The organism is Kocuria palustris, assembly GCF_007666205.1.
Lineage (GTDB): Bacteria > Actinomycetota > Actinomycetes > Actinomycetales > Micrococcaceae > Kocuria > Kocuria palustris_A.
In genome coordinates this window covers 353,160-380,150 of the sequence record NZ_VDOR01000002.1, presented here as the reverse complement: position 1 = coordinate 380,150, position 26,991 = coordinate 353,160, and the positions used below count along the sequence as shown (strand labels likewise).

The following is a 26,991-nucleotide window of genomic DNA, read 5'->3' as shown; positions in this document are numbered from 1 at the left end:
AGCACCTAGAGTGGCGAGCGTGACGACCTCTGCGCTGAGCCCCCAGGACCTGGCAGCCCACCTCGACCGCGTCCGCGCGACCGGCCCGGTGGCCACGCCGCGGGAGGCGAATCTGGCCAGCATCCAGGGCTTCCTGGACTCCTCCGAGCACCAGTACATGGGGATCACCCCGAGCCCGGGAACGTCCTATGACGACGTCCTCCGCCTCATGGTCGAGCGCGTGGGCATCAGCGCCGATCCCGAGTTCACCGAGGGCGTGGACACGATCAGCGCGCGGCTGTGCGTGGCGGCGCTCGAGCGCTACGCCGCGGTCCTCGCCGACGCGGTGCGCCCCGGGGCGCGTCTCTTCTTCGCCACCGCGCACCCGGCGGCCCTGCCGCCGATCTACTCGCGGCTGGCAGCGGCCGCCCGTGCCGCCGGGGCCGAGGTGTTGCACATGCATGGCGGCATCCCCTGGGACGACGGCCAGGTCCGTCAGGTCTCCGACGTGATGATGGTCGAGCAGTACGGCGGGCTGCGGCACACCCACCGCCCGGAGCCCATGGAGCTCGCGCTGGGCCGCCTGGCCGAGCAGGCCGGCGACCCCGCCTTCCTGCCCGACCTGGTGGTCTCCGATCACGGCATGGCCGGAGCCGCCGGCGCCCGGGGAGCGCGCGTCATCGCGATCGCCGACTGCAACGACCCCGCGCCGTTCGTCGGGGAGCAGCAGGGTCTGATCGAGGTGGTCGTGCCGATGGACGACAACATCCCGCCCGAGGCCTACGCCCCGCTGACCGACTTCGTGCTCGAGCGCGCCGGGCTGCCGCCGCTCTGAAGCGGCAGGCCGGCGGCCGCGGCTCACCGCTGGGTGGACTCCGTGGCCTTGGCCCAGATGTTCACCCCGGCGTCCTGGGCGAGCTCGTCGATCCGGGCGAGCTCGTCCTGGGAGAACTCGAGGTTCTCCACGGCCTTCGCGCTGTCGGCGATCTGGCGAGCCGAGGAGGCGCCGACCAGCGCGGAGGTCACCTGGCCGCCGTCCTGCGGGCGCAGGGTCCAGGCGATCGCCATCTGCGCCAGGGTCTGACCGCGCTGCTGGGCGATCTCGTTCAGCCCGCGGATGCGCTCGATGTTCTCGTCCGTGAGCCACTCGGGGTTCAGGGACTTGGAGGCCGCGGCGCGCGAGTCCTCCGGGATGCCGTCGAGGTACTTGTCCGTGAGCATGCCCTGGGCCAGCGGCGTGAAGACGATCGAGCCCATGCCCGCCTCCCCCAGCACCTGCACCAGGTTCTTGCCGCCGGCGGGGCCGTCCGCGTTCTCGGCGGGCTGCTCGATCCAGCGGTTGAGCAGCGAGTACGACGGCTGGTGGATGACCAGCGGCGTGCCGAGCTCGCGCATGATCTGCTGGGCCTGCGCGGTGTCGTCGGCGCTGTAGGACGAGATGCCCACGTGCAGCGCCCGGCCCGATCGCACGATGCGGTCCAGGGTGCGCATGGTGTCCTCGATCGGGGTCTCGGGATCCGGGCGGTGGTGGTAGAAGATGTCCACGCGATCCAGGCCCATGCGCTCGAGCGACTGATCCAGCGAGTCGATCAGGTACTTGCGCGAACCGCCGAAGCCGTACGGGCCGGGCCACATGTCCCAGCCGGCCTTGGAGGAGATCACGATCTCCTGGCGCAGATCGGCGAAGTCCTCCTTCAGCACGCGGCCGAAGTTCAGCTCGGCCGAGCCGTTGGGCGGGCCGTAGTTGTTGGCCAGGTCGAAGTGGGTGATGCCCGCGTCGAAGGCCTGGCGCAGGATCTGCTTCTGCGTGGCCATCGGCTTGTCATCGCCGAAGTTGTGCCACAGCCCCAGCGAGATCGCGGGCAGCTTCAGGCCCGAGGTCCCGAGCGTGCGGTACGGCATGGACTCGTAGCGGTCCTCGGCGGGCGTCCAGCGGGTGTCATCTCCGTAGATCAGCATGGCCCCAGTCTGGCACCGCCCCCGGACACAGCACGAAGGTGCCCTCGGATCCGGCGGATCCGAGGGCACCCGACCGACGCGCTCAGCCCTTCAGCACCGCCGCACCGCTGCCCTGCAGGCGGATGGACTCCCCGGCCGCCTCCTGAGCGCCGTGGCTCCACAGCACGGAAGCCCCGGAGCGTCCCAGCGGGACCTCTGCCTCGGAGTCGCCGAAGTTGTAGACGGCAGAGACCGGGCCGCGGTGCAGCGCGAGCCAGCGCCCGTCCTCGTCGAACTCGGTGCGGATCGTCTCGAAGCCGCCGCGCAGCTCGGGGGTGCGGCGGCGCAGCTCGATCAGCTCCCGGTACGCCGCGAGCACCCGGGCGTGATCGCCCTGCTCGCGCTCGTCCCAGCGCAGGACCGCGGAGTCGAAGGTCTCCTGCGCCTGCGGATCGGGCACGGTCGACTCGTCCCAGCCCATGCGCGCGAACTCCGCCTTGCGCCCGCTGCGCACGGCCTCGGCCAGCTCGGGCTCCGGGTGCGCGGTGAAGAACGGCCAGGGCGTCGAGGCCGCCCACTCCTCGCCCTGGAAGAGCATGGGCGTGTACGGCTGGGTCAGCAGCAGGGCAGCGGCCAGGATCAGCCGGTCGGCGGACAGCGTCTGGGAGAAGCGGTCGCCGATCGCCCGGTTGCCCACCTGATCGTGGTTCTGCGTGTAGGTCACGAACTGCCACGGCCGGGTGCGCTGCGGGTCGACCGGGCCGCCGTGCGAGCGGCCGCGGAACGACGAGTAGGAGCCGTCGTGGTAGAACGCCCCGGTCATCGACTTGGCCAGCGCCGCGAGCGAGTCGAAGTCCGAGTAGTAGCCCTGCGACTCCCCCGACAGCGCCCAGTGCGCGCCGTGGTGCCAGTCGTCGAGCCACTGCCCGTGCATGCCCAGCCCGTTGCGCTGCGTGTCCTCGATCATCCGGACGTCGTTGAGATCCGACTCCGCGATCGTGAACGCGCGACGACGGGTGCGCTGGGAGGTCTCGGCCACCCGATCGGCGATCTGCTGGAGGATGTGCCGGGCGCGGGAGTCCTTGAGGGCGTGCACGGCATCGATCCGGAAGCCGTCGATGTGGAAGTCCTCCTGCCACATGCGCACGTTGTCCAGGATGTGATCGCGCACCCCGTCGGAGCCGAAGTCGTCCAGGTTGATCTGCTCGCCCCACGACGAGCTCCCGGCCGTGAAGACCTCGAAGAACTCAGGCAGGTAGTTCCCGGACGGGCCCAGGTGGTTGTAGACGACGTCCAGGACGACGGCCAGGTTGCGCTCATGGCAGGCGTCCACGAAGCGCTGCAGGCCCAGCGGGCCGCCGTACTCCTCCTGGGTCGCGTACCAGGCCACTCCGTCGTAGCCCCAGTTGCGAGTGCCGTTGAACCCGTTGACGGGCAGCACCTCGACGGTGTCGATCCCCAGCTCCGCGAGCGCGTCGAGATGCTCGATCGCGGCCTCGAACGTGCCCTCGGGGGTGAAGGTCCCGATGTGCATCTCGTAGAGCACCGAGTCCTCGAGATCGGCGCCGCCCCAGTCGCTGTCGGTCCACTCGAAGTCGGAGGGATCGTGCGTGCACGACAGCTCGTGCACGCCCTGCGGCTGGCGCATGGACCGCGGATCCGGCAGCACGGCCGATTCGATCGTGCGCTCCTCGGGGGTCCCCGGATCGAGGACCTTGGACAGGATGTAGCCGTAGCGCACGGTGGTCGTCGGGACCTCGTCGGCGGCATCGTCGGGCAGGGTCCACCAGCCCAGGGGGCCCAGATCGCCGCTCGCGTGCACGGGGGCGGGTTCCAGGCCGCGGGGGCTGTGGCCCGGGCGGTCCGTCGCCTTCATCATGGTGTGGTCCTGCCCCTCGATGCGCACGACGACGCCCGCGGCATGCGGGGCGAAGACGTCGAATCGATCGAGGTGGGCTCGGCCGTTTCCTGCGGAGTAGGACATGTCGGTGCTCCGTTCTGGGCGGCGGCGGGCGCGTCCGAGAGGTCTCGGGCCCGTGTCGGCGAATGCTCGTTCGGTGGTCGGAGGGGCTGCTCAGCCGCGGGTCAGCAGCGCCACGGGCAGGAGATCGAGCAGCTCCGCGACCCGCACGGTCCCGCTGAAGCGGCCGCCGGTCAGGCTGTCCGTCCACTCCCCCTCGGGCAGCTCGATCGCGGTGTCGCCCCAGCCCCCGGCCGCCGCCAGGCCCGCCGGGAGGCGCGTCGCGGCCGTCAGCGCATCGCCGCGGCTGAAGGCGAACAGATGTTCGGCTCGCTCTCCCCGGGCGAGGACCGGTGCGTAGTCGGAGAACAGCTCGGGGCGGTCGCGGCGCAGGCGCAGGGCCCGCGAGGTCACCAGCAGCTTGGCATCGCCCGTCTCGTCGACCGGGGGCACGCCGTGCTCCCGCGCGACCGAGGGGTCCTCGCGGCGCTCGTCGAGCGCGCTCAGGCGCTCGGCGATCGTCCGGTGGTCGACGGGCCGGCGGTTGTCCGGGTCCACGAGGGCGGGGGCCCACTGCTCCGAGCCCTGGTAGACGTCCGGGACGCCGGGCATCGTGAGCTGGATCAGCTTCTGGGACAGCGCATTGGACCATCCGGGGCCCTCGACGCGCCGGACCATGCCCTCGACGATCCCGCGCACCGACGGGCGCGTCAGGACCAGGTCGATCAGCCGCGTCAGATCCGCCTCGAAGGCCTCGTCGCCGTCCACCCACGCGGTCGCGGTCCCGGACTCGCGGGCGGCCTTCAGAGCGTAGTCGACGGCGCGCTCCCGGCTGATGGGCCAGGCGCCGACCATGGCCTGCAGGACCAGGTTCGCCAGGGTGCGATCGGCCAGCGGGCGCATCCCCGCGGCCTGCGCCTCGCGCTGGACGGCCGCGACCATCGCGGCCCAGTCGGCGCCGATCTCCGCGAGCACGCTGATCCGCGCGCGCACGGACTCCGAGCGCTTGGTGTCGTGCGTGGACAGCGTCGTCATGGCCAGCGGCTCGTCGCGCTGGCGCCGGGCGAACTCCTCGTGCGCCTGCTGCGGGTCGATCGAGAAGGCCGACGGGTCCCCGCCGACCTCGGTGAGCGAGGTCAGCCTGGAGTACCGGTAGAACGCGCTGTCCTCGACGCCCTTGGCCATGACCATGCCCGAGGTCTGCTGCAGCCGGCGCGCGACCGGCGTCAGCTCCGACTCGTCCTGGGCGTCCAGGCCCAGGACCGGGCCCAGCGCCTCGACGGCCCCGGCGAGCTCGGGCCGCCGGGAGGAGGCGGCCCCGAGCGCTGAGCGCAGGTGCTCGGAGCCCCACGGTAGGTAGGTGCGGTAGACCCCGAAGCCGGCGAGGATCTCGCTCAGCGCATCGACCAGCGTCTCGTGGGACAGCTCCGAGAGGGCCGGCTCGGCGGCGGCCTCGCGGGCCAGGCGCTCGACCTCGGCATGCAGGGAGCCGTCGGCGACGTCGCGCTTGGTGCCGTGGATCATCCGCTGCCAGTCGCCCTCGTGGGCGGCCTGCGCACTCGAGCTCTGCCGCAGGGAGGCATCCAGCGTGGTCAGCGGGTACTCGCCCGCCGGGTCGACGAGCAGGCGGTCGATCACGCCCAGGGCGTCGTAGCCGGTGGTGCCGGCGGTGAGGCCGGACTCGAGCCACTCGCGCGGCAGCAGCTCCCCCGGCTCCAGGATCTTCTCGATCAGCGTGTAGCGCCCGCCGGTGAGCTCGGCGAGCCACCGCAGGTACTGGGCGGGGTCGCGCACGCCGTCGGGGTGGTCGATGCGCAGCCCGTCCACGAGGCCCTCGTCGATCCACCGGCGGACCTCCGCATGGGAGTCCTCGAAGACCTGGCGGTCCTCGACCCGCACACCCGCCAGGGTGGCGATGGTGAAGAAGCGACGGTAGTTCAGGGCGGCGTCCCCGCGGCGCCAGTTCACGAGCCGGTAGTGCTGGCGCTCATGGACCGTGCGGGCGGGTTCGGTCGCCCGGCCGTCGGAGTCCAGGCTCACGGTGCCCTCGGCCACGGGATAGACGTTGTCGAAGTACGTCAGCACGGGTTCGCCGTCGCGGACCCGGACCTCGAGCTGATCGAGGGCCTGCTCGGCCTCGCCCCTGCGGGGCGCGCCGTCCTCGTCGACGTCGTCGCCGAGCACGGGGATCATCAGCCGGTCGCCGAAGGCCGCCCAGTCCACGTCGAAGGCCTGCGCGTGCGGGGAGTCCCTCCCCTCGCGCAGCAGCGACCACCACCACGGGTTCTCCGGCGGGGCGGCCACCCCCTGGTGATTGGGGACGATGTCGACCATGACGCCCAGGCCGAGCTCATGGGCGGCGCGGCAGAAGCGGTCGAAGGCCTCGCGGCCGCCGCGGGCCGGGTCGACCTCCGTGGGATCGGCCACGTCGTAGCCGTGATCGGAGCCGCCCACGGAGCGCAGCACCGGGGAGAGGTAGACCCAGTCCGCGCCCAGCGAGCGCAGGTCCTCGAGCCGCGCGGCGGCGGCGTCCAGGTCGAAGTCGGGGGTGATCTGCAGGCGGTAGGTCGAGGCGGGGATGCGCACGTCGTCTCCTCGTGTGCTGGTGCAGGAGCACCTCTCCTGCGGCGGGTCCTTCGGCGGGCGGGCCGGCCCCGGTCGGTCGGGACCGGCCCCTGTCGGGTGCGGGCCGGGACGGACCCGGCCCGCGGATCACTCGTCCGGCTGGGCCTGGGCGGAGTAGGCGGCCACCGAGGCGGCCACCGAGGTGTCGGGCTCCTCCTCCGGCTCGTCCCACTGGCGCAGCACGACCATGGACTTGGCCCGGAGCACGAACTCGCTCGAGTGCCCGAGCACCGAGCCGTCGCCGTGCTCGCCGGCCGTGTCCAGCAGCTCCTCCCACTGGGCGCCGTACTCCGCGGGCGGGATGGTGCAGGTGATGTCCTCCGGGGAGGAGTTGAACCACACCAGGAAGTCCACGTCGGTGATCTGCCGGCCGCGGGCGTCCTTGCCGGCGATCCCGTTGCCGTTGAGCCACATGCCCAGGGTCCGGGCCAGCGGCTCGTCCCAGTCGGAGGGGTTCATGGCGGAGCCGTCGGTGTTGATCCACGCGATGTCGGGCATCGGGTCCTCGTCCGAGCGCTCGCCCATCTCGACGGGGCGGCCGTCGAAGAACTGCCCGCGGCGGAACGTCGGGTGGTCCCGGCGCAGGTGGATGACCGCGGCCGTGAACTCGATCAGCGGGGAGTCCGCCGCGTCCCAGTCGATCCAGGAGATCTCGTTGTCCTGGCAGTACGTGTTGTTGTTGCCGCCCTGGCTGCGCCCGAGCTCGTCGCCGTGCAGGAGCATGGGCGTGCCCTGCGAGAGCATCAGCGTGGCGATGAAGTTGCGCTGCTGCCGGGCGCGCAGCGCGAGCACCTCGGCGTCGTCCGTCGGGCCCTCCACGCCGCAGTTCCACGAGCGGTTGTGGGACTCCCCGTCGTTGCCGTCCTCGCCGTTGGCGTCGTTGTGCTTCTCGTTGTAGGACACGAGGTCGCGCAGCGTGAAGCCGTCGTGGGCCGTGACGAAGTTGATCGAGGCGAAGGGGCGGCGCCCGCTGTTCTCGTAGAGGTCCGCCGAGCCCGTGATCCGCGAGGCGAACTCGCCCAGGGTCGAGGGCTCGCCGCGCCAGAAGTCGCGCACGGTGTCGCGGTACATGCCGTTCCACTCGGTCCACTGCGGCGGGAAGTTGCCCACCTGGTAGCCGCCGGGCCCGACGTCCCACGGCTCGGCGATGAGCTTGACCTGGGAGACGATCGGATCCTGCTGGACGAGCTCGAAGAACGTCGAGAGCTTGTCGACGTCGTAGAACTCGCGGGCCAGGGTCGAGGCGAGGTCGAAGCGGAAGCCGTCGACGTGCATCTCGGTGACCCAGTAGCGCAGCGAGTCCATCATCAGCTGCAGGGCGTGGGGGTGGCGGACGTTGAGCGAGTTGCCCGTGCCGGTGTAGTCCATGTAGTACTTCGCGTCGTCCTCGACGGTGCGGTAGTACGCGTTGTTGTCCACGCCGCGCATCGACAGCGTGGGGCCCAGGTGGTTGCCCTCGGCGGTGTGGTTGTAGACCACGTCCAGGATGACCTCGATGTCCGCGCGGTGCAGCGCCCGGACCATGGCCTTGAACTCCTGGACCTGCCCGCCCAGCGTGGTCGTCGAGCAGTAGTCGTGATGCGGGGCGAAGAACGCGATCGTGTTGTAGCCCCAGTAGTTGCGCAGGCCCTTCTCGAGCAGCGTGGAGTCCTGCACGAACTCGTGGACCGGCATGAGCTCGATGGCCGTGACCCCGAGCTTCTTGAGGTGGGAGATGGTCTCCGGGTGGGCGACGCCGGCGTACGTGCCGCGCTCCTCCTCCGGGATCTCGGCCAGCTGCTCCGTGAGCCCCTTGACGTGGGCCTCGTAGATCACGGACTTGTGGTAGTCGCCCTTGGGCGGCCGGTCGCCCTGCCACTCGAAGAACGGGTTGATCACCACGCCCTTCATCATCAGCTCGGCCGAGTCCTCGTCGTTGAAGGAGTCCTCGTCGCCGAAGGTGTAGGAGAACAGCGGCTGGCCCCATTCGCGCACGAAGCCGTCCACGGCCTTGGCGTAGGGATCGAGCAGCAGCTTGGCGGGATTGCAGCGCAGCCCCTGCGACGGGTCCCACGGCCCGTGGACGCGGTAGCCGTAGCGCTGGCCGGGCTCGACGTTGGGCAGGAAGCAGTGCCAGACGTAGCCGTCGACCGCCTCGACCTCGATGCGCTGCTCGTGACCCTCGTCGTCGAACAGGCACAGCTCGACCCTCTGCGCGACCTCGGAGAACAGCGCGAAGTTCGTGCCCGTTCCGTCGAAGGTCGCCCCGAGGGGATATGCGGTTCCGGGCCAGACTTCGGTCACGATGGGATAGCTCCTGTTGTCGGGGACTGCGGTGCGCAGCGTCGGGGCGCCGGGCGCGAGTGGGGGCCCGCCGCCGGTCCTGCGTCTCCCGTCGAGCCTACCCGCCGCCGCCCGGAGCGGCCGACCGGGACTGTGCAGTGGTGCCGGCCCTCAGCGGCTCGGCCGGGTCAGTGCGGCGCGGATGTCCTCGGGCAGCGCGGGCTGGGGGCCCTCGCCCCGCGCCCGCGAGGCGCGGCCCTGGAGCGTGCAGGCCACCCCGGCCAGCAGGGCCCACCGGCCCGGGCCGGTCAGCAGGTGCCTGGTCTCGTCGACCAGATGCCCGGGCAGGCCCGCGTCCTCGAGCCACGGACCCAGCGACCCCTCCAGCCGCTCGGGACGCCCGGCGTCGTGGGCCAGCAGCGTGCCGATCATGCCCGAGAGGGTGTCGCCCGAGCCCGCCGTGGCCAGCCATGGGCTGCCCGTTCCGACGGCGACCAGCGGGGCGCGCCCGCTGTCCCGCGAGCCCTCGCCCCTGCCCCCGCCCGGCTCATCTGAGCCCGCCCGGCTCGTGTGCCCGTCATCGGCCTCGGAGCCGGCTGCTGCCTCGGCCCCGGCGCTCCCCTCTGCGGAGGGCGCGGCGATCACGGTCGTGGCCCCCTTGAGCAGGATCGTGGCCCCCGTGGCCTCCGCGCCGATCCGGGCCCAGCGGCCCGGGTCGGCCTCGATCTGCTCGCGCTGCGGGGGCTGCGCGTCCTGCGGCAGCAGCCCCCAGGCCTCGCACCAGGCCAGCAGCTCGGCCATCTCGCCGGCGTGCGGGCTCAGCACGATCCAGGGCCGCAGCCTCCGATCGGCCAGGCAGCGCCCGGCCGTCTCGAGCGCGCCGGCGTCCAGCACCGCGGGGATCCCCCGGTCGAGGGCCTCGTCGATGACCTCCCGGACGCGGCGGCGCTGCGCCTCGTCCACGGCTCCGGGGCCCGCGATCCAAGCCTGGACGTGGGCCTCGGACGGCGCCTGATCGCTCACCACGGCCTCGGGCGCCGTGAGGTTCACCAGCCGCTGCGTGGACTCGTCGCCCAGGTACCGGACCATGCCCGTGCCGGCGGCCTGGGCCGCGCGCACGGTGAGCAGCGCGGCCCCGGGGTAGTCGGCGGAGCCCGCGACGACCCCCACCACGCCGCGGGTGTACTTGTGGTCCTCGGCGTCGGGACGCGGCCACAGGGCGTCCAGATCGGCGCCCTCCAGGCGCAGCGCGGCGGGCAGGGGCAGCTCGTCCTCGAGGCCGATCGGAGCGAGCACGAGCTCTCCGCACACCCGGTCGCCCGGGGCGCAGAGCTGGGCGGCCTTGGCCGCGCCGAAGGTCACCGTGCAGCGCGCCGGCAGCACGGGCCCCTCGAGGGGCCCGCCATCGGCCCCGAGGCCGGAGGGCAGATCGACCGCCACGACGATCGGGCCCCGGCCGCGGCTGTCTCCGAGCCGATCGCCGAGGGCCTGCGCCAGATCGGCCACGGGTCCGCGCAGCCCTCCGGAGGCCCCGGTGCCGAGCACGGCGTCGAGCACCAGGTCCGCACCCAGCATCAGCTCGAGGGCCGCCTCGATGCCGTCCTCGTCCAGCGCGCGCTCCGCGATGATCCCGCCGGCCTCGCGCAGGGCCCGGGCGCCCTCCTCGTGCAGCCGATCGGCCGTGGGGATCGCCGTGACCGAGACGCCGGCGCGACGCAGGTCGGCCGCCGCCCACAGGCCGTCGCCCCCGTTGTTCCCCTTGCCGGCCAGCAGCACCGCGCGGGCTCCGGCGAGGCGGCCGCGGCGCTCGCGCAGGAGACGGCGGCAGCGCATGGCCAGGGCTCGGGCCGCGGTCGCCATGAGGGCGGGCCCGCGGCCCTGCTCCAGGAAGGGCTGCTCGGCCGCGCGGACGTCGGCGCCGGTCCATCCGGGGCGCATCAGCGGGTCACCGCGATCTGCTCGCCCCGGCCGGAAGCCTGCGCCTGCGCCGCGAGGGCGGCGCCGTCGAGCGACTCGGCCATCACGTAGGCCATGGCGATCCCGCCGTCGTGGGACATGGTCAGGTGCCACCGGTCGATGCCCAGCTGCGCGGCCTCGCGGGCCACCGTCCCCTCGGTGCGCAGCACGGGCGCCCCCCACTGCGTCTTCTCGATCCAGCAGTGCTGCCAGATCATGCCCGGAGGAGCCTTGAGCGCCTTGGCCGCGGCCTCCTTGGCCGCGAAGCGCGCCGCGAGGGACTGCAGGGGCAGGACGCGCTCGCTCGGCACGAACAGCCGCTCGAGCAGCCGCGGCGTGCGCTCCAGCTGCCGCTCGAACCGTCCGATGTCCACCACGTCGATGCCGCTGCCGATGATCATGGGCACAGAGTATCCCCGCGTCGGCGGGGCCTCCGCGACGCCGTGCGTCATGCGCCGGAGCCCCGGATCGGGCCGCGGTGCCCGGCGGACTACGATGGTCGCCGATGAGCACAGCCCCCGGAATCCATCGTCTGACGCCGTTCGTCGAGCTCGACCGGCTCACGTGGTCGCGCCTGTCCGATGAGATCGAGCTGCCCCTGGACGAGGACGAGATCGAGAGCCTCCGCGGCCTGGGCGATCATCTGGACGCGGACGAGGTGCGCGAGGTCTACCTCCCCTTGTCCCGGCTGCTCACGCTGTACGACACCGCCGCCACGGCGCTGAACAACTCCACCAATCGCTTCCTGGGGCAGGAGCACGCCCGGACGCCCTTCGTGATCGGGATCGCGGGCTCGGTCGCCGCCGGCAAGTCTACGACGGCCCGCCTGCTGCGCGAGCTGATGGCGCGCTGGCCGTCGACGCCCAATGTCCAGCTCGTGACCACCGACGGCTTCCTCCACCCCAATGCCGAGCTCGAGCGCCGCGGCCTCATGCACCGCAAGGGCTTCCCGGAGTCCTACGACCGCCGGGCCCTGCTGCGCTTCGTGGCCGAGATCAAGTCCGGCGCCGTCGAGGTCCGTGCGCCCAAGTACTCGCACGTCACCTACGACATCCTCCCGGACGAGGAGGTCGTGGTGACGGCCCCGGACGTCGTGATCCTCGAGGGCCTCAATGTGCTGGCCCCCGCCAAGATCGGCCCCGACGATCGCGCCGCGCTGGCCCTGAGCGACTTCTTCGACGTCTCCATCTACGTCGACGCCCGCACCCAGGACATCGAGCGCTGGTACGTCGAGCGGTTCCAGCAGCTGCGCCACAGCGCCTTCACGGATCCGGAGTCGTACTTCCACCGCTATGCGGGCCTCAGCGACCGCGAGGCCGAGGAGATGGCCACCGACATCTGGCGGCGGATCAACGAGCCCAATCTCGTCCAGAACGTCCGCCCCACGCGCGGGCGGGCCCAGCTCATCCTCTCCAAGGACTCGGACCATTCGATCCGCCGCGTCCTGCTGCGCAAGAACTGAGCCGGGAACCGCCGGCAGACCCACGGATAGGGAGCTCCTCATGGTCTCTGCACCCCGCGGCCTCGCCGCCTCCGCGACCCTGCTCCTGCTGCTGGGGGCGGCAGGCTGCGGCGCCGATCAGCAGCAGGACGCCCCCGAGCAGACGGCCTCGGCGGGAGGCCCGACCTCGGAGGGCCGGTCGGCGGAGGACGGCTCGGGGCCGGCCGCCGCCGACACCGGCACCGCCTCCTCGACGGACGCGGTGGTCAACAAGCAGCGGCCGCTGGAGCCGCAGGACTACGCCCCCGAGCCCCTGGCCGACGTCGAGGGCCATCAGCTGCGCGAGGACGCGGCTGCGGCGGCCGAGGAGATGCTCGCGCAGATGCGCGCCGAGGGGATCCCGGTGAGCATCTCCTCCGCCTACCGCTCCTACGACGAGCAGGTGAGCACGTATCAGCACTGGGTCGACGTCAACGGCCAGGAGACTGCCGACACGATCTCCGCCCGGCCCGGGCACTCCGAGCACCAGACGGGCCTGGCCATGGATCTGGCGGACGGCACGGGCTGCGACCTGCAGGAGTGCTTCGCGGACACCGAGGCCGCGAAGTGGGCTGCGCAGCACGCCCACGAGCACGGCTTCGTGCTGCGCTTTCCCGAGGACGGGCAGCAGATCACCGGGTACGCGTACGAGCCGTGGCACTACCGCTACGTCGGCGAGCAGCGAGCGCAGGAGTTCCACGACTCCGCCGCGACGACCCTCGAGGAGTTCTACGGCACGGGACCGGCGCCGGACTACTCCTGAGCGCGGCACCCGCCTGCGACGGGCCGGCGCCGCGGTCCAGGGCGGGTCAGTCCAGGGCCAGCCGCGTCCGCACGACCTCGGCCAGGACCTCGGCCTCCTGATCGGCCTGCTCCTGGGTGCCGGCCTCGACCATGACCCGCACGACCGGCTCCGTGCCGGACGGGCGCAGCAGCACGCGCCCGGTCTCCCCCAGCCGCTGCTCGGACTCCGCGACCGCCGCGGCGATGCCCTCGTCGTCCGCGGCTCGGGAGCGGTCCACGCCCTTCACGTTGATCAGGCGCTGCGGCAGGCGGGTCATCACCGTGCCCAGCTCCGACAGCGGCAGACCGGTGCCGGCGACCTGGGAGGCGAGCATGAGCCCGGTGAGCAGGCCGTCGCCCGTCGTGGCCCAGTCGGCCATGATGACGTGCCCGGACTGCTCCCCGCCCAGGCTGTAGCCGTGCTCGACCATGGTCTCCAGGACGTAGCGATCGCCCACCTTGGTCTCGGCGATGCGGATGCCGCGCTCCTGCAGCGCGAGCTTGAGCCCCAGGTTGGACATCACGGTCACCACGAGGGTGTCGTCCTTGAGCCGCCCGGCCTCGTGCATGGCCACCGCCAGGATGCCCATGATCTGATCGCCGTCGATCTCCTGGCCCTGCGCGTCGACGGCCAGGCAGCGGTCGGCGTCGCCGTCGTGGGCGATGCCGAGATCAGCGCCGTGGGCCACGACGGCCTCCTTGAGGGGGCCCAGGTGCGTCGAGCCGACGCCGTCGTTGATGTTGAGGCCGTCGGGCTGCGCCCCGATCACCACCAGGTCCGCGCCGGCGTCGCGGAAGGCGTCCGGGGACGGCCCGGAGGCGGCCCCGTGAGCGCAGTCCAGCACGATCTTCAACCCCTCGAGGCGGTGCGGGATGGCCCCCACGAGGTGCATGACGTACCGGTCCTCCGCATCGGTGAGGGTGCTGATGCGGCCCACGCCGGCGCCCGTCGGGCGGCGGAAGCGCTTGGCGTCGTAGACCTCCTGGATGCGGTCCTCGACCGCGTCCGGGAGCTTCTTGCCGCCGGCGGCCAGGAACTTGATCCCGTTGTCCGGGGCGGGGTTGTGGGAGGCGGAGATCATCACCCCGAAGTCGGCCTCGGTGTCGCCCACCAGATAGGCCAGAGCGGGTGTGGGCACGGTCCCGGCGTCCGCGACGTCCACGCCCGAGGCCGCGAGCCCGGCGGCGACGGCGGCGCCCAGGAACTCCCCGGAGGCCCTTCCGTCCCGGGCCAGCACGGCCCGCGGACGGCGGCCGTCGGCCACCTGGTCATGGCCCAGCACGATGGCCGCTGCCTGAGAGAGGTCCAGGGCCATGTCTGCTGTGAGCAGGTCGTTGGCCAGACCGCGTACGCCGTCGGTTCCGAAGATTCGTGTCATCGATCCAACATCCTAGGCCTGCTCGCGGCGCGGACGCATTCCATCCGCCTCGCGCGCGGCCGCGTCGGAGCGGCGCCCCTCCAGCCGGCCGGCGCCGGGCTCCGGCGGCAGCCCCGCGGCGGCGCCGCGATCGGAGCCCGGGACGGCCGAAGGCCCCGCGGCCCGGACATCGTCCGAGGCCGCGGGGCCTTCCCGTGCGGTGCCGCCGAGCGGACCGCGGTTCAGCGCAGGATCAGCGCTTCGAGTACTGCGGGGCCTTGCGGGCCTTCTTGAGGCCGGCCTTCTTGGACTCGATGACGCGCGCGTCGCGGGTCAGGTAGCCCGCCTTCTTGAGGGCCGGGCGGTTGTGCTCCGCGTCGATCTCGTTGAGCGCACGCGCCACGCCCAGGCGCATCGCGCCGGCCTGGCCGGACGGGCCGCCGCCGTGCACGAGGGCGACCACGTCGTAGGCGCCCTGCAGGTCCAGCAGCGTGAAGGGATCGCTGGCCTCCTGCTGGTGCAGCTTGTTGGGGAAGTACTCCTCCAGGCTGCGGCCGTTGATCGTCCACTGGCCGGAGCCGGGGACGAGGCGCACGCGCGCGACGGCCTCCTTGCGGCGGCCGGTGCCCTGGCCGGGCACGGTCAGCGCGGGGCGCTCGGAGGCGGGGGCGGGCGCGCCGGCGGCCGCGGTGGACTCGGAGGTGTAGGAGGTCATCTCCTCACCCTCCTGTGCGAACTGCTCGTCAGTATTCTGAGCCACGATGTTCTCCTTGTGTCAGTCGTTCTCGTAGGCCCGGATTACTGGGCGACCTGGTTGAACTCGAAGGTCTTGGGCTTGTTGGCACCGTGCGGGTGCTCCGGGCCGGAGTAGACCTTGAGCTTGGACAGCTGCTGGGCGGCCAGCTTGTTCTTGGGGAGCATGCCCTTGATGGCCTTCTCGACCGCGCGCTCGGGGCTCTTGGCGAGCAGCTCCTCGTACGTGGTCGCGGTGAGGCCGCCGGGGTGGTTCGAGTGCCGGTACGCGATCTTCTTCTGCAGCTTGTCGCCGGTCAGGGCGACCTTGTCCGCATTGACGACGATCACGAAATCGCCCGTGTCCACGTGGGGGGCGAAGGTCGCCTTGTGCTTGCCGCGCAGCAGGACTGCGGCGTGGCTGGCCAGGCGGCCCAGGACGACGTCGGTCGCGTCGATGACGTACCAGTCACGCTGGACGTCACCGGGCTTCGGGGTATACGTACGCACGTTGATCTGCCTTCGTTTCGATGAAGAGTGGCCCTGAGACGGGCTCGGGGCCGGTTTCCGTGTGCAGCCGGGGCTCGGGTGAGAGCCGAGCAGCATCCGGGTCCGCAGAACCTCGGCGCACCAGATCGCCCTGTGCCCTGCAACTGGGCGGCGGATCCGGGTACACGTGAGCCGAGGCGGGACACGCACAACAGCAGGCCACCCTACCCGAATCCGCCCCGGGTTTCCAGCGCGGGAAGGGCCTGTCACAGCTCCTGCCGACGGGCCCGGGTCACCCGCGCCCGCTCGGCGAGCTCCTCGTCCGCGGGATAGAGGACCTCCTCGAGCACGAGGCCGTGGGCGGGCGCCAGCGGCGTCTCGGCGGAGCGGGAGCGCTCGTCCAGCCGGCCCCGCAGCCACTGCGGCGGCCGCTGGCCGGCCCCCACGCGCACGAGGCTGCCGACGATCGAGCGCACCATGCTGTGGCAGAAGGCGTCGGCCCGCAGCTGGACCTCGACCAGCCCCTCGTCCGTGCGCCGCACGGCGATCTCCTGGAGCTCCCGGACCGTGGTCGCCCCGGCCCGGGGCCGGCAGAAGCTCAGGAAGTCGTGCAGCCCCGGCAGCGGACCGGCCGCCTCCCGCATGGCCTCGAGGTCGAGCGGGCGGCGCACGGCCCAGGTCGAGGTCCGGGTCAGGGGGTCGCGCCCCCCGGCGCCGTCGTCGATGCGGTAGACGTAGCGGCGCGCCACGGCGGAGAACCGGGCGTCGAAGCCGTCGGGCGCCGGACGCGCCCGCCGCACGACGATCGCGCCCGGGGCCTCGTCCCGGCCGCGCTGCCGCCGGGAGGCGCCCAGCACGCGGCTCAGCCCCCCGGCCAGTCGCTGCTCGAGGCCCTCCGGCCGCGGTCCCCGCCGCCCCGCGAACGCCCTCTGCGCCTGCTCCGCGCTCAGATCGAGGTGCGCGACTTGCCCGCGCGCGTGGACGCCGGCATCCGTGCGCCCTGCCACGACCAACCGGGTCGGCTCCCGCACGACGAGCTCGAGGGCCTCCTCGAGGCTGCCCTGGACCGTCTCGAGCCCCGGCTGCGCGGCCCATCCGGCGAAGGGCCCGCCGTCGTAGGCCAGATCGAGCCGGATGCGCACTGCTCCTGCCCGGGGTCCCGTCCCGTCCACGCCGTCGTCCTCCTGCTTCCCGGGTCCTCCGCGGTCATGGCCGTGAGCGCCCGGCCGCACCGGGGCAGACGAAAGCCGCCGTGCGGACGCGGAGGCATCCGCACGGCGGCCGGGAGCGGTCCGAGCCGTGCCGGCTCGGACCGCGGCGATCACTCGCCGTCGATCTTCTGGGCGGCGGCGCCGCCGGCCGGGGCGAACCCGGCGGCCTCGGCGCTGGCCTTGGTGTCGAACCAGACCTCGGCGCGCGTGCCGGCGTACCAGCGCGAGCCCGGCACGTGGAACTTCATGGAGTCCTTGTTGCCCTTGATCGCGTAGCCCTCGGGCGCCTCGCCCGAGACCAGCGGCTTCGCGGAGCCGGGGTACTCGTCGGCCTCGACCTCGGTGGTCGCCTCGACGGGCGCCTCGGCGGCCTGCGAGTCGACGTCGGCGGCGGTCGAGCCGCCCTCCTCGTCCAGGGAGGCCGACGGATCCGAGACGACGTCGACCGCGGGGGCCTCGGCCGGCTGCGCGGCGCGGGACGCGGAGGAGCGCGTGGCGGCCTCCGCCTCGGCCACGGTCGACTTCGTGGCCACGGGCTCCATCACGAGCTCGATGACGGCCATGGGGGCGTTGTCGCCCTTGCGGTTGCCGATCTTCGTGATGCGGGTGTAGCCGCCGGGACGGTCCTCCATCGCCGAGGCGATGGTGGTGAACAGCTCGTGCACGACGGACTTGTCGGACAGCTGCGCGAGCACCTTGCGGCGCGCGTTGAGATCGCCCTTCTTGGCGGAGGTGATGAGGTTCTCGGCGTAGGGGCGCACGCGGCGGGCGCGGGTCACCGTGGTGGTGACGCGCTTGTGCTCGAAGAGCTGCTGCGACAGGTTGCGCAGGATCAGGCGCTGGTGCGCCGGGCTGCCGCCGAGGCGGGGTCCCTTGGTGGGTGCAGGCATGGTGATTGGTCTCCTGGAAGTGACTCAGCCGTTGCCGTCGGGCGCGGCGAGCGCCCGGCGGTCCGGCAGAGGAAAGGCGGAAGGATTACTGAACGTCGAACGGGTTCTCGTCGTCGATGGACGCGGGCCGCGCGGCGGCCTCGAAGCCGGGGGGCGAGTCCTTGAGGGCCAGGCCCAGCTCCTGGAGCTTGGCCTTGACCTCGTCGATGGACTTCGCGCCGAAGTTGCGGATGTCCATGAGATCCGCCTCCGAGCGGGTCACGAGCTCGCCCACGCTGTGGATCCCCTCGCGCTTGAGGCAGTTGTACGAGCGCACCGTCAGCTCGAGGTCCTCGATCGGCAGCGCCATGTCGGCGGACATGGCGGCATCCGTCGGGGACGGGCCGATCTCGATGCCCTCGGCCTCGACGTTGAGCTCGCGGGCCAGGCCGAACAGCTCCACGAGCGTGGTGCCGGCCGAGGCCATGGCATCGCGCGGGGAGATGGACTCCTTGGTCTCCACGTCCAGGACCAGGCGGTCGAAGTCCGTGCGCTGCTCCACACGGGTGGCCTCCACGCGGAAGGTCACCTTGAGCACCGGCGAGTAGATCGAGTCGACCGGGATGCGGCCGATCTCGGCATCCGCCAGCTTGTTCTGGGCGGCGGTCACGTAGCCGCGCCCGCGCTCGATGGTCAGCTCGAGGTTGAGGTTGGCCTTGGAGTTGAGCGTCGCGATCGGCAGACCCGGGTTGTGGATCTCGACCCCGGCCGGGACCTGGATGTCGGCGGCGGTGACCTCTGCGGGCCCCTGCTTGTTCAGGTACGCGGTGACGGGCTCGTCCTCCTCGGAGGAGACGGCCAGCTTCTTGACGTTCAGGATGAGCTCGGTGACATCCTCCTTGACGCCCTCGACGGTCGAGAACTCGTGGAGGACGCCCTCCAGGCGCACGCTGGTGACGGCGGCGCCGGGGATGGACGAGAGCAGGGTGCGGCGAAGCGAGTTGCCGAGGGTGTAGCCGAAGCCCGGCTCGAGCGGCTCGATGGTGAACCGGGAGCGGTTGTCGGCCACGACCTCTTCGGAAAGGGCGGGACGCTGTGCAATGAGCACTGTTGTTTCCTTTCGGCGTGCCTCCGCTATATGACGCACGCTGGTGGTTGAGCACTCTCTGGATGCGGCGGCCGGCGACGGGACCGGTGGGCCGCGAAGCGCACGGCGGGCGCGAGGGGCCGTCGGCCCCGCGCGCCTCCGCCGTGCCGGTGATCAGACGCGGCGGCGCTTCGGGGGGCGGCAGCCGTTGTGAGCGCTCGGCGTGACGTCCTGGATCGAGCCGACCTCCAGGCCGGTGGCCTGGAGCGAGCGGATCGCGGTCTCGCGGCCGGATCCCGGGCCCTTCACGAAGACGTCGACCTTGCGGACGCCGTGCTCCTGCGCGCGCTTGGCTGCGGCCTCCGCGGCCATCTGCGCGGCGTACGGGGTCGACTTGCGGGAGCCGTTGAAGCCCATCTCGCCGGCCGACGACCAGGAGAGCACCGCACCCGAGGGGTCGGTGATCGTGACGATCGTGTTGTTGAACGTCGACTTGATGTGGGCCTGGCCCTGAGTGATGTTCTTCTTGTCCTTGCGACGCGGCTTGCGAGCGGCGGTCGCACGAGTCCTAGGGGGCATTTCTACTCCTGCTGCGTGGTGGTCTTCTGTGCGGTCGGCACGGCGGGCGGCCGCACCGGTTCATGCTGGGTGAGCGCGTTACTTCTTCTTGCCGGCGACGGTGCGCTTCGGGCCCTTGCGGGTGCGAGCGTTCGTCTTGGTGCGCTGACCGTGCACAGGCAGACCGCGGCGGTGGCGGAGGCCCTGGTAGCTGCCGATCTCGACCTTGCGGCGGATGTCGGCGGCGACCTCGCGGCGGAGGTCGCCCTCGACCTTGAAGCTGCCCTCGATGTAGTCGCGCAGCGCGACCAGCTGGGAGTCGGTCAGGTCCTTGACCCGGACGTCGGCGGGGATCTCGGTGGCCGCGATGGCCTCCTTGGCCCGGGTGTGCCCGACGCCGTAGATGTAGGTGAGTGCGATCACGACGCGCTTCTCGCGCGGGAGATCGACGCCTGCGAGACGTGCCATATCGGCTGTTCTCCTCGGTTCGTCACGGAGGTCTGGAGCATCGCTGTCCATCGGGGGGCCGCAGCCCTGGCCCGTGGTCCCCGGCCTCCGTGCCGGGGGTGCCCGCCTGGATCTCTCCGGTCGGGAGCGGTGCCTCTGTCATCCGCCGCGGGCGCGGCGGATATCTCGCATCGGGGCTGGATCAGCCCTGACGCTGCTTGTGGCGCGGGTTCTCGCAGATCACCATGACCCGCCCGTTGCGGCGGATCACCTTGCACTTCTCGCAGATCTGCTTCACGCTCGGCTGGACCTTCATCGCATTCCTTCGCGTTAGCTGGACGAGTCGGCTCCGCCGGCTGCGCCGACGGGGCTCCGACTCACTTGTAGCGGTAGACGATCCGACCCCGTGAGAGGTCGTAGGGGCTCAGCTCCACCACCACACGGTCCTCGGGGAGGATCCGGATGTAGTGCTGGCGCATCTTTCCGGAGATGTGGGCCAGGACGATGTGGCCGTTGTCGAGCTCCACCCGGAACATTGCGTTCGGGAGCGCTTCGACCACGCCGCCTTCGATCTCGATGACTCCGTCTTTCTTAGCCATGTACTCCGCTCACTTCAGTGCCCGCATCCATGGGACGCGGGCGGGGCTCGGTTCTCTGTCTGCAGCCGTCTGCGGCACCTGATCGCGCGCGCACTCGACCCGGCGCCGGAGGCGCGGGGGAAGGGGTGCGGCTCGGTGTCCGGGTACGCAGACGAGTACGCAGACAACCAACAGGAGATAGTACGTCAATCCCCGGTCGCGGACAAGACGCCCGCCCTCCCGCCCGGGGACGGGAGGGCGGGGGCGGGACGAGCCGGCTCAGCTCGCCGCGGCCAGCTGGCCGCACGCGCCGTCGATGTCCGAGCCGCGGGTGTCGCGCACGGTGGTGGGGATCCCGTGCGCCCGCAGCCGCTCGACGAAGTTCTGCTCGACGCCCTTGCGCGAGGCCGTCCACTTGGAGCCCGGGGTGGGGTTCAGCGGGATGGGGTTCACGTGCACCCAGCCGGTGCCGCGCGCGTTGAGCTTCTCGCCCAGCAGGTCGGCCCGCCACCCCTGGTCGTTCATGTCCCGGATCAGGGCGTACTCGATCGAGACCCTGCGCCCGGTGGCGTCGAAGTACTCGCGCGCGGCGTCCAGGGCCTCGTCGACCTTCCAGCGGTTGTTGATCGGGATGAGCTCGTCGCGCAGCTCGTCGTCGGGGGCGTGCAGCGACAGCGCCAGGGTCAGCGGCAGCCCCTCGCGGGTGAACTTGCGCATGCCCGGCACGAGCCCGACCGTCGACATCGTGAGCCCGCGAGCCGAGATGCCCAGGCCCTCCGGGGCCGGGTCGATCAGCCGGTGCACGGCCTCCATCGTGGCCTTGTAGTTCGCCAGGGCCTCCCCCATGCCCATGAACACGATGTTGGAGACCCGCAGAGGGTCCTGCTCCCGGCGCCCGACCTCGCCGTCGCGGGTCATCCGGATGCCCTCGACGACCTGCCCGACGATCTCCGCCGCCGACAGGTTGCGGGTCAGACCCGCCTGCCCCGTGGCGCAGAACGGGCAGTTCATCCCGCAGCCGGCCTGCGAGGAGATGCACATGGTCACGCGGTTGGGGTAGCGCATGAGCACCGACTCGACCAGGGCGCCGTCGTAGAGCCGGTGCACGCGCTTGACCGTGTCGCCGCCGTCGGCCTGCAGCGTGCGGACCGTGCTCAGCAGCTGCGGCAGGGTGTCGTGCACGAGCTGCTCGCGTCCGGCCTTGGGCAGGTCCGTCATGTCCGCCGGGTCCGAGGCGAAGCGCTCGAAGTAGTGCCGCGAGAGCTGCTCGGCGCGGAACGGCTTGTGCCCCATCTCCCGGAGCAGCTCGCGCCGCCCGGCCATGTCGGTGTCCGCCAGGTGGCGCGGCGGCTTGCCGCGCCGGGCCGCCTTGAACACCAGCTGCCCCGGGACGGGGCGGGGGGTGTCCGGGGTCCCGGCATCGGGATCGGTCTCCTGGTGCTCCGGGGCGGCGGCGCCCTCGAGACCGGTGATCTCCACCTGGGCATCGTCCCCCAGGATCTCCGGCTGGTCGAGCTGCTCGACGGGGGCCACGGGCGTCTCGGGAGGGCCCACGGCGGGATCGGGAAGCGGCTGGCTGGTCTGGGTCACGATGTCTCCAGGCCCCGGCGGGGCGGATCGGGTGCGGGCTGCGGAAGGGCGGCGGGGCTCAGGCCCCGGGGATCGGGACCGGGCTCACCCCGAGGGGCTCGAGCTCGGATGCGCCGCCGTCCTCGGCGGTCAGCACCCAGAGGCCCCCGCGGTGGATCGCCACCGAGTGCTCCCACTGGCTGGCTCGTCCGCCGTCGTCGGTCACGACCGTCCAGTCGTCGTCCAGCGTGGTCGTGGCGATGCCCCCGGTGACCAGCATGGGCTCGATGGCCAGGCACATGCCGGGCTTCAGGGCCGGGGAAGCGCCCGAGGCGCGGTAGTTGAGCACGTCCGGGGCCATGTGCATCTGGGAGCCGATGCCGTGGCCGACGTAGTCCTCCAGGATCCCCAGCCGGTCCCCGACGCGCTCGCGCACATGGTCCTCGACGGCCGCCCCGATGTCCCCCACGCGGGTGCCCGTGGCAGCGGCCGCGATGCCGCGCCACAGCGCCTCCCGGGTGACCTCGGAGAGCAGCCGGTCCTCCTCCGAGGCAGGGTCGAGGACGACCGTGCGGGCGGAATCGCCGTTCCAGCCGTCGACGATCGCGCCGCCGTCGATCGAGAGGATGTCCCCCGGCTCCAGCACGCGCTCCCCCGGGATCCCGTGGACGACCTCCTCGTTGACGGAGACGCACACGGTCGCCGGATAGCCGTAGTAGCCCAGGAAGTTCGACGTCGCGCCGTTCGCGGCGAGGACCTCCCGGAACGCCGCGTCCACATCTGCCGTCGTGGCACCGGGCACCGCGGCCGCCACGGCGGCGTCCAGCGCCCGTGAGGTCACGATGCCGGCGCGGACCATGCCGCGCAGCTGCGCATCGGACTTGTACTCGATCCTGCGACGGCCGAACATGCCGCCTCCTCTCTGTGCTGCCGAGGCTCTCGCGCGGCGCCGCTGCGACGCCCGCCCTGCGAGCCGGTGCGACGGCCCCCGGCGGTCGTGCCGCCGGGGGCCGGGGGATCGCCCGCGCACCCGGTGACCGGAGTGCCGCGCCCGAGCCGGATCAGGCCAGCGCGGCCGCGATCCGCTCGGTGACGTCGTCGATCGCGCCGATGCCGTCGACCCGGGTGACCACGCCGCGCTCGGCGTAGAGGTCGATGACCGGCGCCGTCTCGCGCTCGTAGACGTCGAGGCGGTGGCGGATGACGTCCTCCGTGTCATCGGCGCGGCCCTGCTCCTGGGCGCGCTTGAGCAGTCGGGAGACCAGCTCCTCCTTGTCCGCGGTCAGCTGCAGTGCCACGTCGAGCTCCGCGCCCGCCTCGGCGAGGATGCGGTCGAGCTCCTCGGCCTGCGCGCGCGTGCGCGGATAGCCGTCGAGGAGGAAGCCGTCGACCGCGTCCTCCCACGAGAGGCGGTCGCGGACCATGCGGTTGGTCACGGAGTCCGGCACCAGATTGCCCGCGTCGGTGTAGGACTGGGCCTCCTTGCCGAGCTCCGTCCCGGTGCGGATGTTCTCGCGGAAGATGTCGCCCGTGGAGATGGCCGGGATCCCCAGGCGCTCCGCGATGCGCACGGCCTGGGTGCCCTTGCCCGCCCCTGGCGGTCCGATGATCAGCATGCGGGTCATGATGTCTCCTCGTCTGGAACGGGTGGTGGGGTGCGCCCGGCCCCGGTGCTCGCCGGAGCCGGACCGGCTCAGCGCAGCAGCCCCTCGTAGTGGCGCTGCTGGAGCTGCGCGTCGATCTGCTTCACCGTGTCGAGCCCCACGCCCACCATGATGAGCAGCGAGGGGCCGCCGAACGGGAAGTTCTGATTGGCATTGAACAGCACGAGGGCGATGAGGGGAATCATCGAGACGATGCCGAGGTACAGGGCGCCCGGCAGCGTGATGCGGCTGATGACGTGCTGGAGGTACTTCTCCGTGGGGCGCCCGGCGCGGATCCCGGGGATGAAGCCGCCGTAGCGCTTCATGTTCCCGGCGACCTCCTCCGGGTCGAACGTGATCGACACGTAGAAGTAGGTGAAGAACACGATCAGCAGGAAGTAGGTGGCCATGTAGACCGGGTGATCGCCCGAGGCCAGGTACGTGTTGATCCAGTTGATCCACCCCGGCATGGGCGAGCCGTCGGTCGGGGCCGCGAACTGCGTGATCAGCCCGGGCAGCATCAGCATCGACGAGGCGAAGATGATCGGGATGACGCCGGCCATGTTGACCTTGAGCGGGATGTAAGTCGTGGAGCCGCCGATGGTCCGACGCCCGATCATGCGCTTGGCGTACTGCACCGGAACGCGTCGCTGCGACTGCTCGACGAACACGACGCAGACGATCACGACGAGGCCCACGAGGCACACGAGCCCGAACACGAGCCCGCCCTGGGTGTTCAGGATCTGGCCGAGCGCCGAGGGGAAGGAGGCCGCGATCGAGGTGAAGATCAGCAGGGACATGCCGTTGCCCACGCCGCGCTCGGTGATCCGCTCGCCCAGCCACATGATGACGGTCGTGCCCGCGGTGAGGGTCACGATGATGATGAGGATCGTGAGGATGCCGTCGTCCGGGATGATCGGCAGCGGGCACTCCCCCAGCAGCTGGCCGGAGCGGGCCAAGGACACGACCGTGGTGGCATTGAGCAGCGCCAGCCCGATCGTCAGGTAGCGCGTGTACTGCGTGAGCTTGGCCTGGCCCTGGGGGCCCTCCTCGTGCAGCTCCTGGAACCGCGGGATCACCACGCGCAGCAGCTGCACGATGATGCTCGCCGTGATGTAGGGCATCACGCCCAGGGCGAAGATCGAGACCTGGAGCAGAGCGCCGCCGCTGAAGAGGTTCACGAGGTCGTACACGCCGCCGCTGGCGTTGCCCAGGGCGAGGCACTGCTGGACGTTCCCGTAGTCCACACCGGGGGCGGGGACGAAGGTGCCCAGCCGGTAGATCACGATGATCCCGATGGTGAACAGCAGCTTGTTCCGCAGCTCGGGAGTCCTGAACGCTCGTCCGAAGGCGCTGAGCAATCGACTCTCCTCTGGTCGTGGGGGTGACCGTCGGCCGGTCCTCCGTCATCCGGCGAACGCCCGGCGGAGGGCGGAAGTCGGTGGTGGGCCATGACAGCCCGTGCAAGTGTAACCATCTGCTCCGTGAACCCCGCATCGCCGGATGGAGCGGCTCCTCACACCGACGGCACCCCGGGCGGGCCCGGACACGGCGCAGGGCCCGCTCCCCCCGGGGTGGGGGAAGCGGGCCCTGCGGATGCCGTGGTCGGGGGCGGCGCCGGGCGGGTCCTCAGGAGCCGCTCGGCGCGCCCGTCCGGTCACAGCGCGGTGGTGGAGCCGCCGGCGGCGGCGATCTTCTCCGCGGCGGACTTGGAGAACCGGTGGGCCGTGACGTCCACGGCCACCGAGATCTCGCCGTCGCCCAGGACCTTGACCGGCTGGTTGCGGCGCACGGCGCCCTTGGCCACGAGCTGGTCGACGTCCACCGCTCCGCCCTGGGGGAAGAGCTCCCCCAGGCGGTCCAGGTTCACGACCTGGTACTCGACGCGGAACGGGTTGGTGAAGCCGCGCAGCTTCGGCAGGCGCATGTGCAGCGCGAGCTGCCCGCCGGCGAAGCCGGGACGCACCTGGTAGCGGGCCTTGGTGCCCTTGGTGCCGCGGCCTGCGGTCTTGCCCTTCGACGCCTCACCGCGGCCGACGCGCTGGCGGGCCTTCTTGGCCCCTGGAGCCGGACGCAGGTGGTGGATCTTCAGGGCGTCGGAGGTCGTGCCGTCCACGGCCACGACGCTGTCGTTGTTCTGCTCAGCCATGATCAGGCCTCCTCAACCTGGACGAGGTGCGGCACGGTGTTGACCATGCCGACGGTCACCTCATCCGCCTTGCGCACCACGACGTTGCCCGGGCGCTTGAGGCCCAGGGAGCGCAGGGTGTCGCGCATGTTCTGCTTCTGACCGACCACGGACCGGGTCTGGGTGATCCGGATGTCCCGGCCGTCGGCCTGGATTCGCTTCGGAGTGGTCATCACGCACCTGCCTTCTGCTGGATGCCGCGCAGGGGCGCCGGGATGGCGTCCTCCATCGACAGGCCGCGACGAGCGGCAACGGCAGCCGGCTCCTCGAGCAGACGCAGCGCCTCGATGGTCGCGTGCACGATGTTGATCTGGTTCGACGAGCCCAGGGACTTCGAGAGCACGTCGTGGATCCCGGCGCACTCGAGCACGGCGCGGACCGGACCGCCGGCGATCACGCCGGTACCCGGGGTCGCCGGACGCAGCATGACGACGCCTGCGGCGGCCTCGCCCTGCACGCGGTGCGGGATCGTGCGGTTCTCGATGCGGGGGACGCGGAAGAAGTTCTTCTTCGCCTCCTCGACGCCCTTCTGGATGGCTGCGGGGACCTCCTTGGCCTTGCCGTAGCCGACGCCGACCATGCCCTCGCCGTCGCCCACCACGACCAGCGCGGTGAAGCTGAAGCGACGGCCGCCCTTGACGACCTTGGACACGCGGTTGATGGTCACGACGCGCTCGAGGAACTTGTCCTTGTCGTCGTCGCGACCGCCGCGGCCGCCGCGTCCGCCTCGGTCACCGCGTCCGCCGCGGTCCTGACGTCCGCCGCGATCGCCGCCGCGTCCGCCGCGGTCCTGGCGGTCGCTGCGCTCGCCGCCGCGGCCCTGGCCGGCGGACTGCTCGGCGCCGGCCGCGCCGGTGCCCGCAGCCGCCTCGGTGGTGGTGGTGTTCTCGGTGTTCTGCTCGCTCACAGTGCCAGACCTCCCTCACGGGCGCCGTCGGCGACGGCTGCCACACGACCGTGGTACTTGTTGCCACCGCGGTCGAACACGACGGCCTCGATGCCGGCTGCCTTCGCGCGCTCGGCGACGAGCTCGCCCACGCGCTTGGCCTTCTCCGACTTGTCCGACTCCGCGGCGCGGAGCTCGGCTTCCATGGTGGACGCGGACGCGAGCGTCACGCCGGCCTTGTCGTCGACGAGCTGGACGAACATGTGGCGGCTGGACCGGTTCACGACCAGGCGCGGACGCTCGGCGGTCCCCGAGATGTGCTTGCGGACGCGAAGGTGCCGGCGGCTGCGTGCCGCGGACTTCGACTTGCCCCTCTTCACTTGGAGAGCCATG

General features: G+C 71.9%; 27 protein-coding genes. 3 read left to right on the top strand and 24 right to left on the bottom strand.

Annotation, left to right across the window (positions count from 1 at the left end):
* Nucleotides 1-19: 19 nt before the first annotated feature.
* Nucleotides 20-814 carry a phosphatase gene (locus tag FSY66_RS03865; RefSeq protein ID WP_144791430.1) on the top strand — a complete coding sequence of 265 codons (795 nt, stop codon included), beginning with the start codon at nt 20-22 and terminating at the stop codon, nt 812-814.
* A 23-nt stretch (nt 815-837) separates the two neighbouring features.
* Here the strand turns inward: FSY66_RS03865 and mgrA are convergent, their stop codons facing one another.
* The 6 genes from mgrA to FSY66_RS03835 all read right to left on the bottom strand — a co-directional run bounded on the left by mgrA (nt 838) and on the right by FSY66_RS03835 (nt 11,121).
* The gene (mgrA, locus tag FSY66_RS03860) at nt 838-1,938 is read right to left on the bottom strand and encodes an L-glyceraldehyde 3-phosphate reductase (protein WP_144791428.1); all 1,101 of its coding nucleotides are present in this window, start codon (nt 1,936-1,938) and stop codon (nt 838-840) included.
* Nucleotides 1,939-2,020: 82 nt separating this feature from the next.
* Nucleotides 2,021-3,901 (bottom strand): malto-oligosyltrehalose trehalohydrolase, encoded by a 1,881-nt coding sequence (treZ, locus tag FSY66_RS03855; RefSeq protein WP_144791426.1) that lies wholly within the window; start codon nt 3,899-3,901, stop codon nt 2,021-2,023.
* A gap of 90 nt (nt 3,902-3,991) precedes the next feature.
* Entirely contained in the window at nt 3,992-6,463 is a 2,472-nt protein-coding gene (treY, locus tag FSY66_RS03850; RefSeq protein WP_144791424.1) for a malto-oligosyltrehalose synthase, read from the bottom strand.
* A gap of 126 nt (nt 6,464-6,589) precedes the next feature.
* Entirely contained in the window at nt 6,590-8,785 is a 2,196-nt protein-coding gene (glgX, locus tag FSY66_RS03845; RefSeq protein WP_144791422.1) for a glycogen debranching protein GlgX, read from the bottom strand.
* Nucleotides 8,786-8,935: 150 nt separating this feature from the next.
* A complete protein-coding gene (locus tag FSY66_RS03840; protein ID WP_144791420.1) occupies nt 8,936-10,702 on the bottom strand; it encodes an NAD(P)H-hydrate epimerase in 1,767 nt (588 codons plus the stop codon).
* Nucleotides 10,702-11,121 (bottom strand): holo-ACP synthase, encoded by a 420-nt coding sequence (locus FSY66_RS03835; RefSeq protein ID WP_144791418.1) that lies wholly within the window; start codon nt 11,119-11,121, stop codon nt 10,702-10,704. Before FSY66_RS03835 ends, FSY66_RS03840 begins: the two co-directional genes overlap by 1 nt.
* A gap of 104 nt (nt 11,122-11,225) precedes the next feature.
* On the opposite strand from FSY66_RS03835, the gene coaA reads away from it, so the two are divergent.
* Nucleotides 11,226-12,182, top strand: a complete 957-nt coding sequence (coaA, locus tag FSY66_RS03830) for a type I pantothenate kinase (RefSeq protein ID WP_144791416.1) — start codon at nt 11,226-11,228, stop codon at nt 12,180-12,182.
* A gap of 40 nt (nt 12,183-12,222) precedes the next feature.
* The gene (locus tag FSY66_RS03825; RefSeq protein ID WP_144791414.1) at nt 12,223-12,963 is read left to right on the top strand and encodes a M15 family metallopeptidase; all 741 of its coding nucleotides are present in this window, start codon (nt 12,223-12,225) and stop codon (nt 12,961-12,963) included.
* Between the two features lie 46 nt (nt 12,964-13,009).
* On the opposite strand, the gene glmM is transcribed toward FSY66_RS03825, so the two are convergent.
* The 18 genes from glmM to rplR all read right to left on the bottom strand — a co-directional run bounded on the left by glmM (nt 13,010) and on the right by rplR (nt 26,990).
* Entirely contained in the window at nt 13,010-14,362 is a 1,353-nt protein-coding gene (gene glmM, locus FSY66_RS03820) for a phosphoglucosamine mutase (protein WP_144791412.1), read from the bottom strand.
* Nucleotides 14,363-14,594: 232 nt separating this feature from the next.
* Entirely contained in the window at nt 14,595-15,101 is a 507-nt protein-coding gene (rpsI, locus tag FSY66_RS03815; protein WP_144791410.1) for a 30S ribosomal protein S9, read from the bottom strand.
* A 38-nt stretch (nt 15,102-15,139) separates the two neighbouring features.
* Nucleotides 15,140-15,583, bottom strand: a complete 444-nt coding sequence (gene rplM / locus FSY66_RS03810) for a 50S ribosomal protein L13 (protein WP_144791408.1) — start codon at nt 15,581-15,583, stop codon at nt 15,140-15,142.
* Nucleotides 15,584-15,828: 245 nt separating this feature from the next.
* Entirely contained in the window at nt 15,829-16,704 is an 876-nt protein-coding gene (truA, locus tag FSY66_RS03805) for a tRNA pseudouridine(38-40) synthase TruA (protein ID WP_144791406.1), read from the bottom strand.
* Between the two features lie 179 nt (nt 16,705-16,883).
* Nucleotides 16,884-17,663: a 50S ribosomal protein L17, sunset domain variant gene (gene rplQ, locus FSY66_RS03800; RefSeq protein WP_144791403.1), complete on the bottom strand. Its 780-nt coding sequence runs from the start codon at nt 17,661-17,663 to the stop codon at nt 16,884-16,886.
* 85 nt (nt 17,664-17,748) lie between these two features.
* Nucleotides 17,749-18,750, bottom strand: a complete 1,002-nt coding sequence (locus FSY66_RS03795; protein WP_144791401.1) for a DNA-directed RNA polymerase subunit alpha — start codon at nt 18,748-18,750, stop codon at nt 17,749-17,751.
* A 153-nt stretch (nt 18,751-18,903) separates the two neighbouring features.
* Nucleotides 18,904-19,308: a 30S ribosomal protein S11 gene (gene rpsK, locus FSY66_RS03790; RefSeq protein WP_144791399.1), complete on the bottom strand. Its 405-nt coding sequence runs from the start codon at nt 19,306-19,308 to the stop codon at nt 18,904-18,906.
* Nucleotides 19,309-19,386: 78 nt separating this feature from the next.
* A complete protein-coding gene (gene rpsM, locus FSY66_RS03785) occupies nt 19,387-19,755 on the bottom strand; it encodes a 30S ribosomal protein S13 (RefSeq protein ID WP_144791397.1) in 369 nt (122 codons plus the stop codon).
* Nucleotides 19,756-19,936: 181 nt separating this feature from the next.
* Complete coding sequence (rpmJ, locus tag FSY66_RS03780) at nt 19,937-20,050, bottom strand: 50S ribosomal protein L36 (protein ID WP_006213484.1); 114 nt, start codon at nt 20,048-20,050, stop codon at nt 19,937-19,939.
* A 61-nt stretch (nt 20,051-20,111) separates the two neighbouring features.
* On the bottom strand, nt 20,112-20,333 hold the full coding sequence (gene infA / locus FSY66_RS03775) for a translation initiation factor IF-1 (RefSeq protein WP_006213485.1): 222 nt from the start codon (nt 20,331-20,333) through the stop codon (nt 20,112-20,114).
* Nucleotides 20,334-20,591: 258 nt separating this feature from the next.
* Nucleotides 20,592-21,692, bottom strand: a complete 1,101-nt coding sequence (rlmN, locus tag FSY66_RS03770) for a dual-specificity RNA methyltransferase RlmN (protein ID WP_186304402.1) — start codon at nt 21,690-21,692, stop codon at nt 20,592-20,594.
* 268 nt (nt 21,693-21,960) lie between these two features.
* On the bottom strand, nt 21,961-22,791 hold the full coding sequence (gene map, locus FSY66_RS03765; protein WP_144791393.1) for a type I methionyl aminopeptidase: 831 nt from the start codon (nt 22,789-22,791) through the stop codon (nt 21,961-21,963).
* Between the two features lie 151 nt (nt 22,792-22,942).
* Nucleotides 22,943-23,506 carry an adenylate kinase gene (locus FSY66_RS03760; RefSeq protein ID WP_144791391.1) on the bottom strand — a complete coding sequence of 188 codons (564 nt, stop codon included), beginning with the start codon at nt 23,504-23,506 and terminating at the stop codon, nt 22,943-22,945.
* A 68-nt stretch (nt 23,507-23,574) separates the two neighbouring features.
* Nucleotides 23,575-24,885, bottom strand: a complete 1,311-nt coding sequence (secY, locus tag FSY66_RS03755; protein WP_144791389.1) for a preprotein translocase subunit SecY — start codon at nt 24,883-24,885, stop codon at nt 23,575-23,577.
* Nucleotides 24,886-25,181: 296 nt separating this feature from the next.
* Nucleotides 25,182-25,673: a 50S ribosomal protein L15 gene (gene rplO / locus FSY66_RS03750; protein ID WP_144791387.1), complete on the bottom strand. Its 492-nt coding sequence runs from the start codon at nt 25,671-25,673 to the stop codon at nt 25,182-25,184.
* 2 nt (nt 25,674-25,675) lie between these two features.
* A complete protein-coding gene (rpmD, locus tag FSY66_RS03745; protein WP_144791385.1) occupies nt 25,676-25,885 on the bottom strand; it encodes a 50S ribosomal protein L30 in 210 nt (69 codons plus the stop codon).
* Nucleotides 25,885-26,619, bottom strand: a complete 735-nt coding sequence (rpsE, locus tag FSY66_RS03740) for a 30S ribosomal protein S5 (protein WP_144791383.1) — start codon at nt 26,617-26,619, stop codon at nt 25,885-25,887. The genes rpmD and rpsE overlap by 1 nt, the downstream gene beginning before the upstream one ends.
* The gene (rplR, locus tag FSY66_RS03735) at nt 26,616-26,990 is read right to left on the bottom strand and encodes a 50S ribosomal protein L18 (protein WP_144791381.1); all 375 of its coding nucleotides are present in this window, start codon (nt 26,988-26,990) and stop codon (nt 26,616-26,618) included. The genes rpsE and rplR overlap by 4 nt, the downstream gene beginning before the upstream one ends.
* Between the last annotated feature and the right edge of the window lies 1 nt (nt 26,991).

Bases quoted from the DNA above. Each gene is read 5' to 3' on its own strand.
- mgrA (WP_144791428.1), bottom strand. From the start codon at position 1,938: ATGCTGATCTACGGAGATGACACCCGCTGGACGCCCGCCGAGGACCGC.
- treZ (WP_144791426.1), bottom strand. From the start codon at position 3,901: ATGTCCTACTCCGCAGGAAACGGCCGAGCCCACCTCGATCGATTCGAC.
- FSY66_RS03840 (WP_144791420.1), bottom strand. From the start codon at position 10,702: ATGCGCCCCGGATGGACCGGCGCCGACGTCCGCGCGGCCGAGCAGCCC.
- FSY66_RS03835 (WP_144791418.1), bottom strand. From the start codon at position 11,121: ATGATCATCGGCAGCGGCATCGACGTGGTGGACATCGGACGGTTCGAG.
- coaA (WP_144791416.1), top strand. From the start codon at position 11,226: ATGAGCACAGCCCCCGGAATCCATCGTCTGACGCCGTTCGTCGAGCTC.
- FSY66_RS03825 (WP_144791414.1), top strand. From the start codon at position 12,223: ATGGTCTCTGCACCCCGCGGCCTCGCCGCCTCCGCGACCCTGCTCCTG.
- glmM (WP_144791412.1), bottom strand. From the start codon at position 14,362: ATGACACGAATCTTCGGAACCGACGGCGTACGCGGTCTGGCCAACGAC.
- rplQ (WP_144791403.1), bottom strand. From the start codon at position 17,663: ATGCCTGCACCCACCAAGGGACCCCGCCTCGGCGGCAGCCCGGCGCAC.
- rpsK (WP_144791399.1), bottom strand. From the start codon at position 19,308: ATGCCCCCTAGGACTCGTGCGACCGCCGCTCGCAAGCCGCGTCGCAAG.
- rpsM (WP_144791397.1), bottom strand. From the start codon at position 19,755: ATGGCACGTCTCGCAGGCGTCGATCTCCCGCGCGAGAAGCGCGTCGTG.
- rpmJ (WP_006213484.1), bottom strand. From the start codon at position 20,050: ATGAAGGTCCAGCCGAGCGTGAAGCAGATCTGCGAGAAGTGCAAGGTG.
- infA (WP_006213485.1), bottom strand. From the start codon at position 20,333: ATGGCTAAGAAAGACGGAGTCATCGAGATCGAAGGCGGCGTGGTCGAA.
- map (WP_144791393.1), bottom strand. From the start codon at position 22,791: ATGTTCGGCCGTCGCAGGATCGAGTACAAGTCCGATGCGCAGCTGCGC.
- FSY66_RS03760 (WP_144791391.1), bottom strand. From the start codon at position 23,506: ATGACCCGCATGCTGATCATCGGACCGCCAGGGGCGGGCAAGGGCACC.
- rplO (WP_144791387.1), bottom strand. From the start codon at position 25,673: ATGGCTGAGCAGAACAACGACAGCGTCGTGGCCGTGGACGGCACGACC.
- rpmD (WP_144791385.1), bottom strand. From the start codon at position 25,885: ATGACCACTCCGAAGCGAATCCAGGCCGACGGCCGGGACATCCGGATC.
- rplR (WP_144791381.1), bottom strand. From the start codon at position 26,990: ATGGCTCTCCAAGTGAAGAGGGGCAAGTCGAAGTCCGCGGCACGCAGC.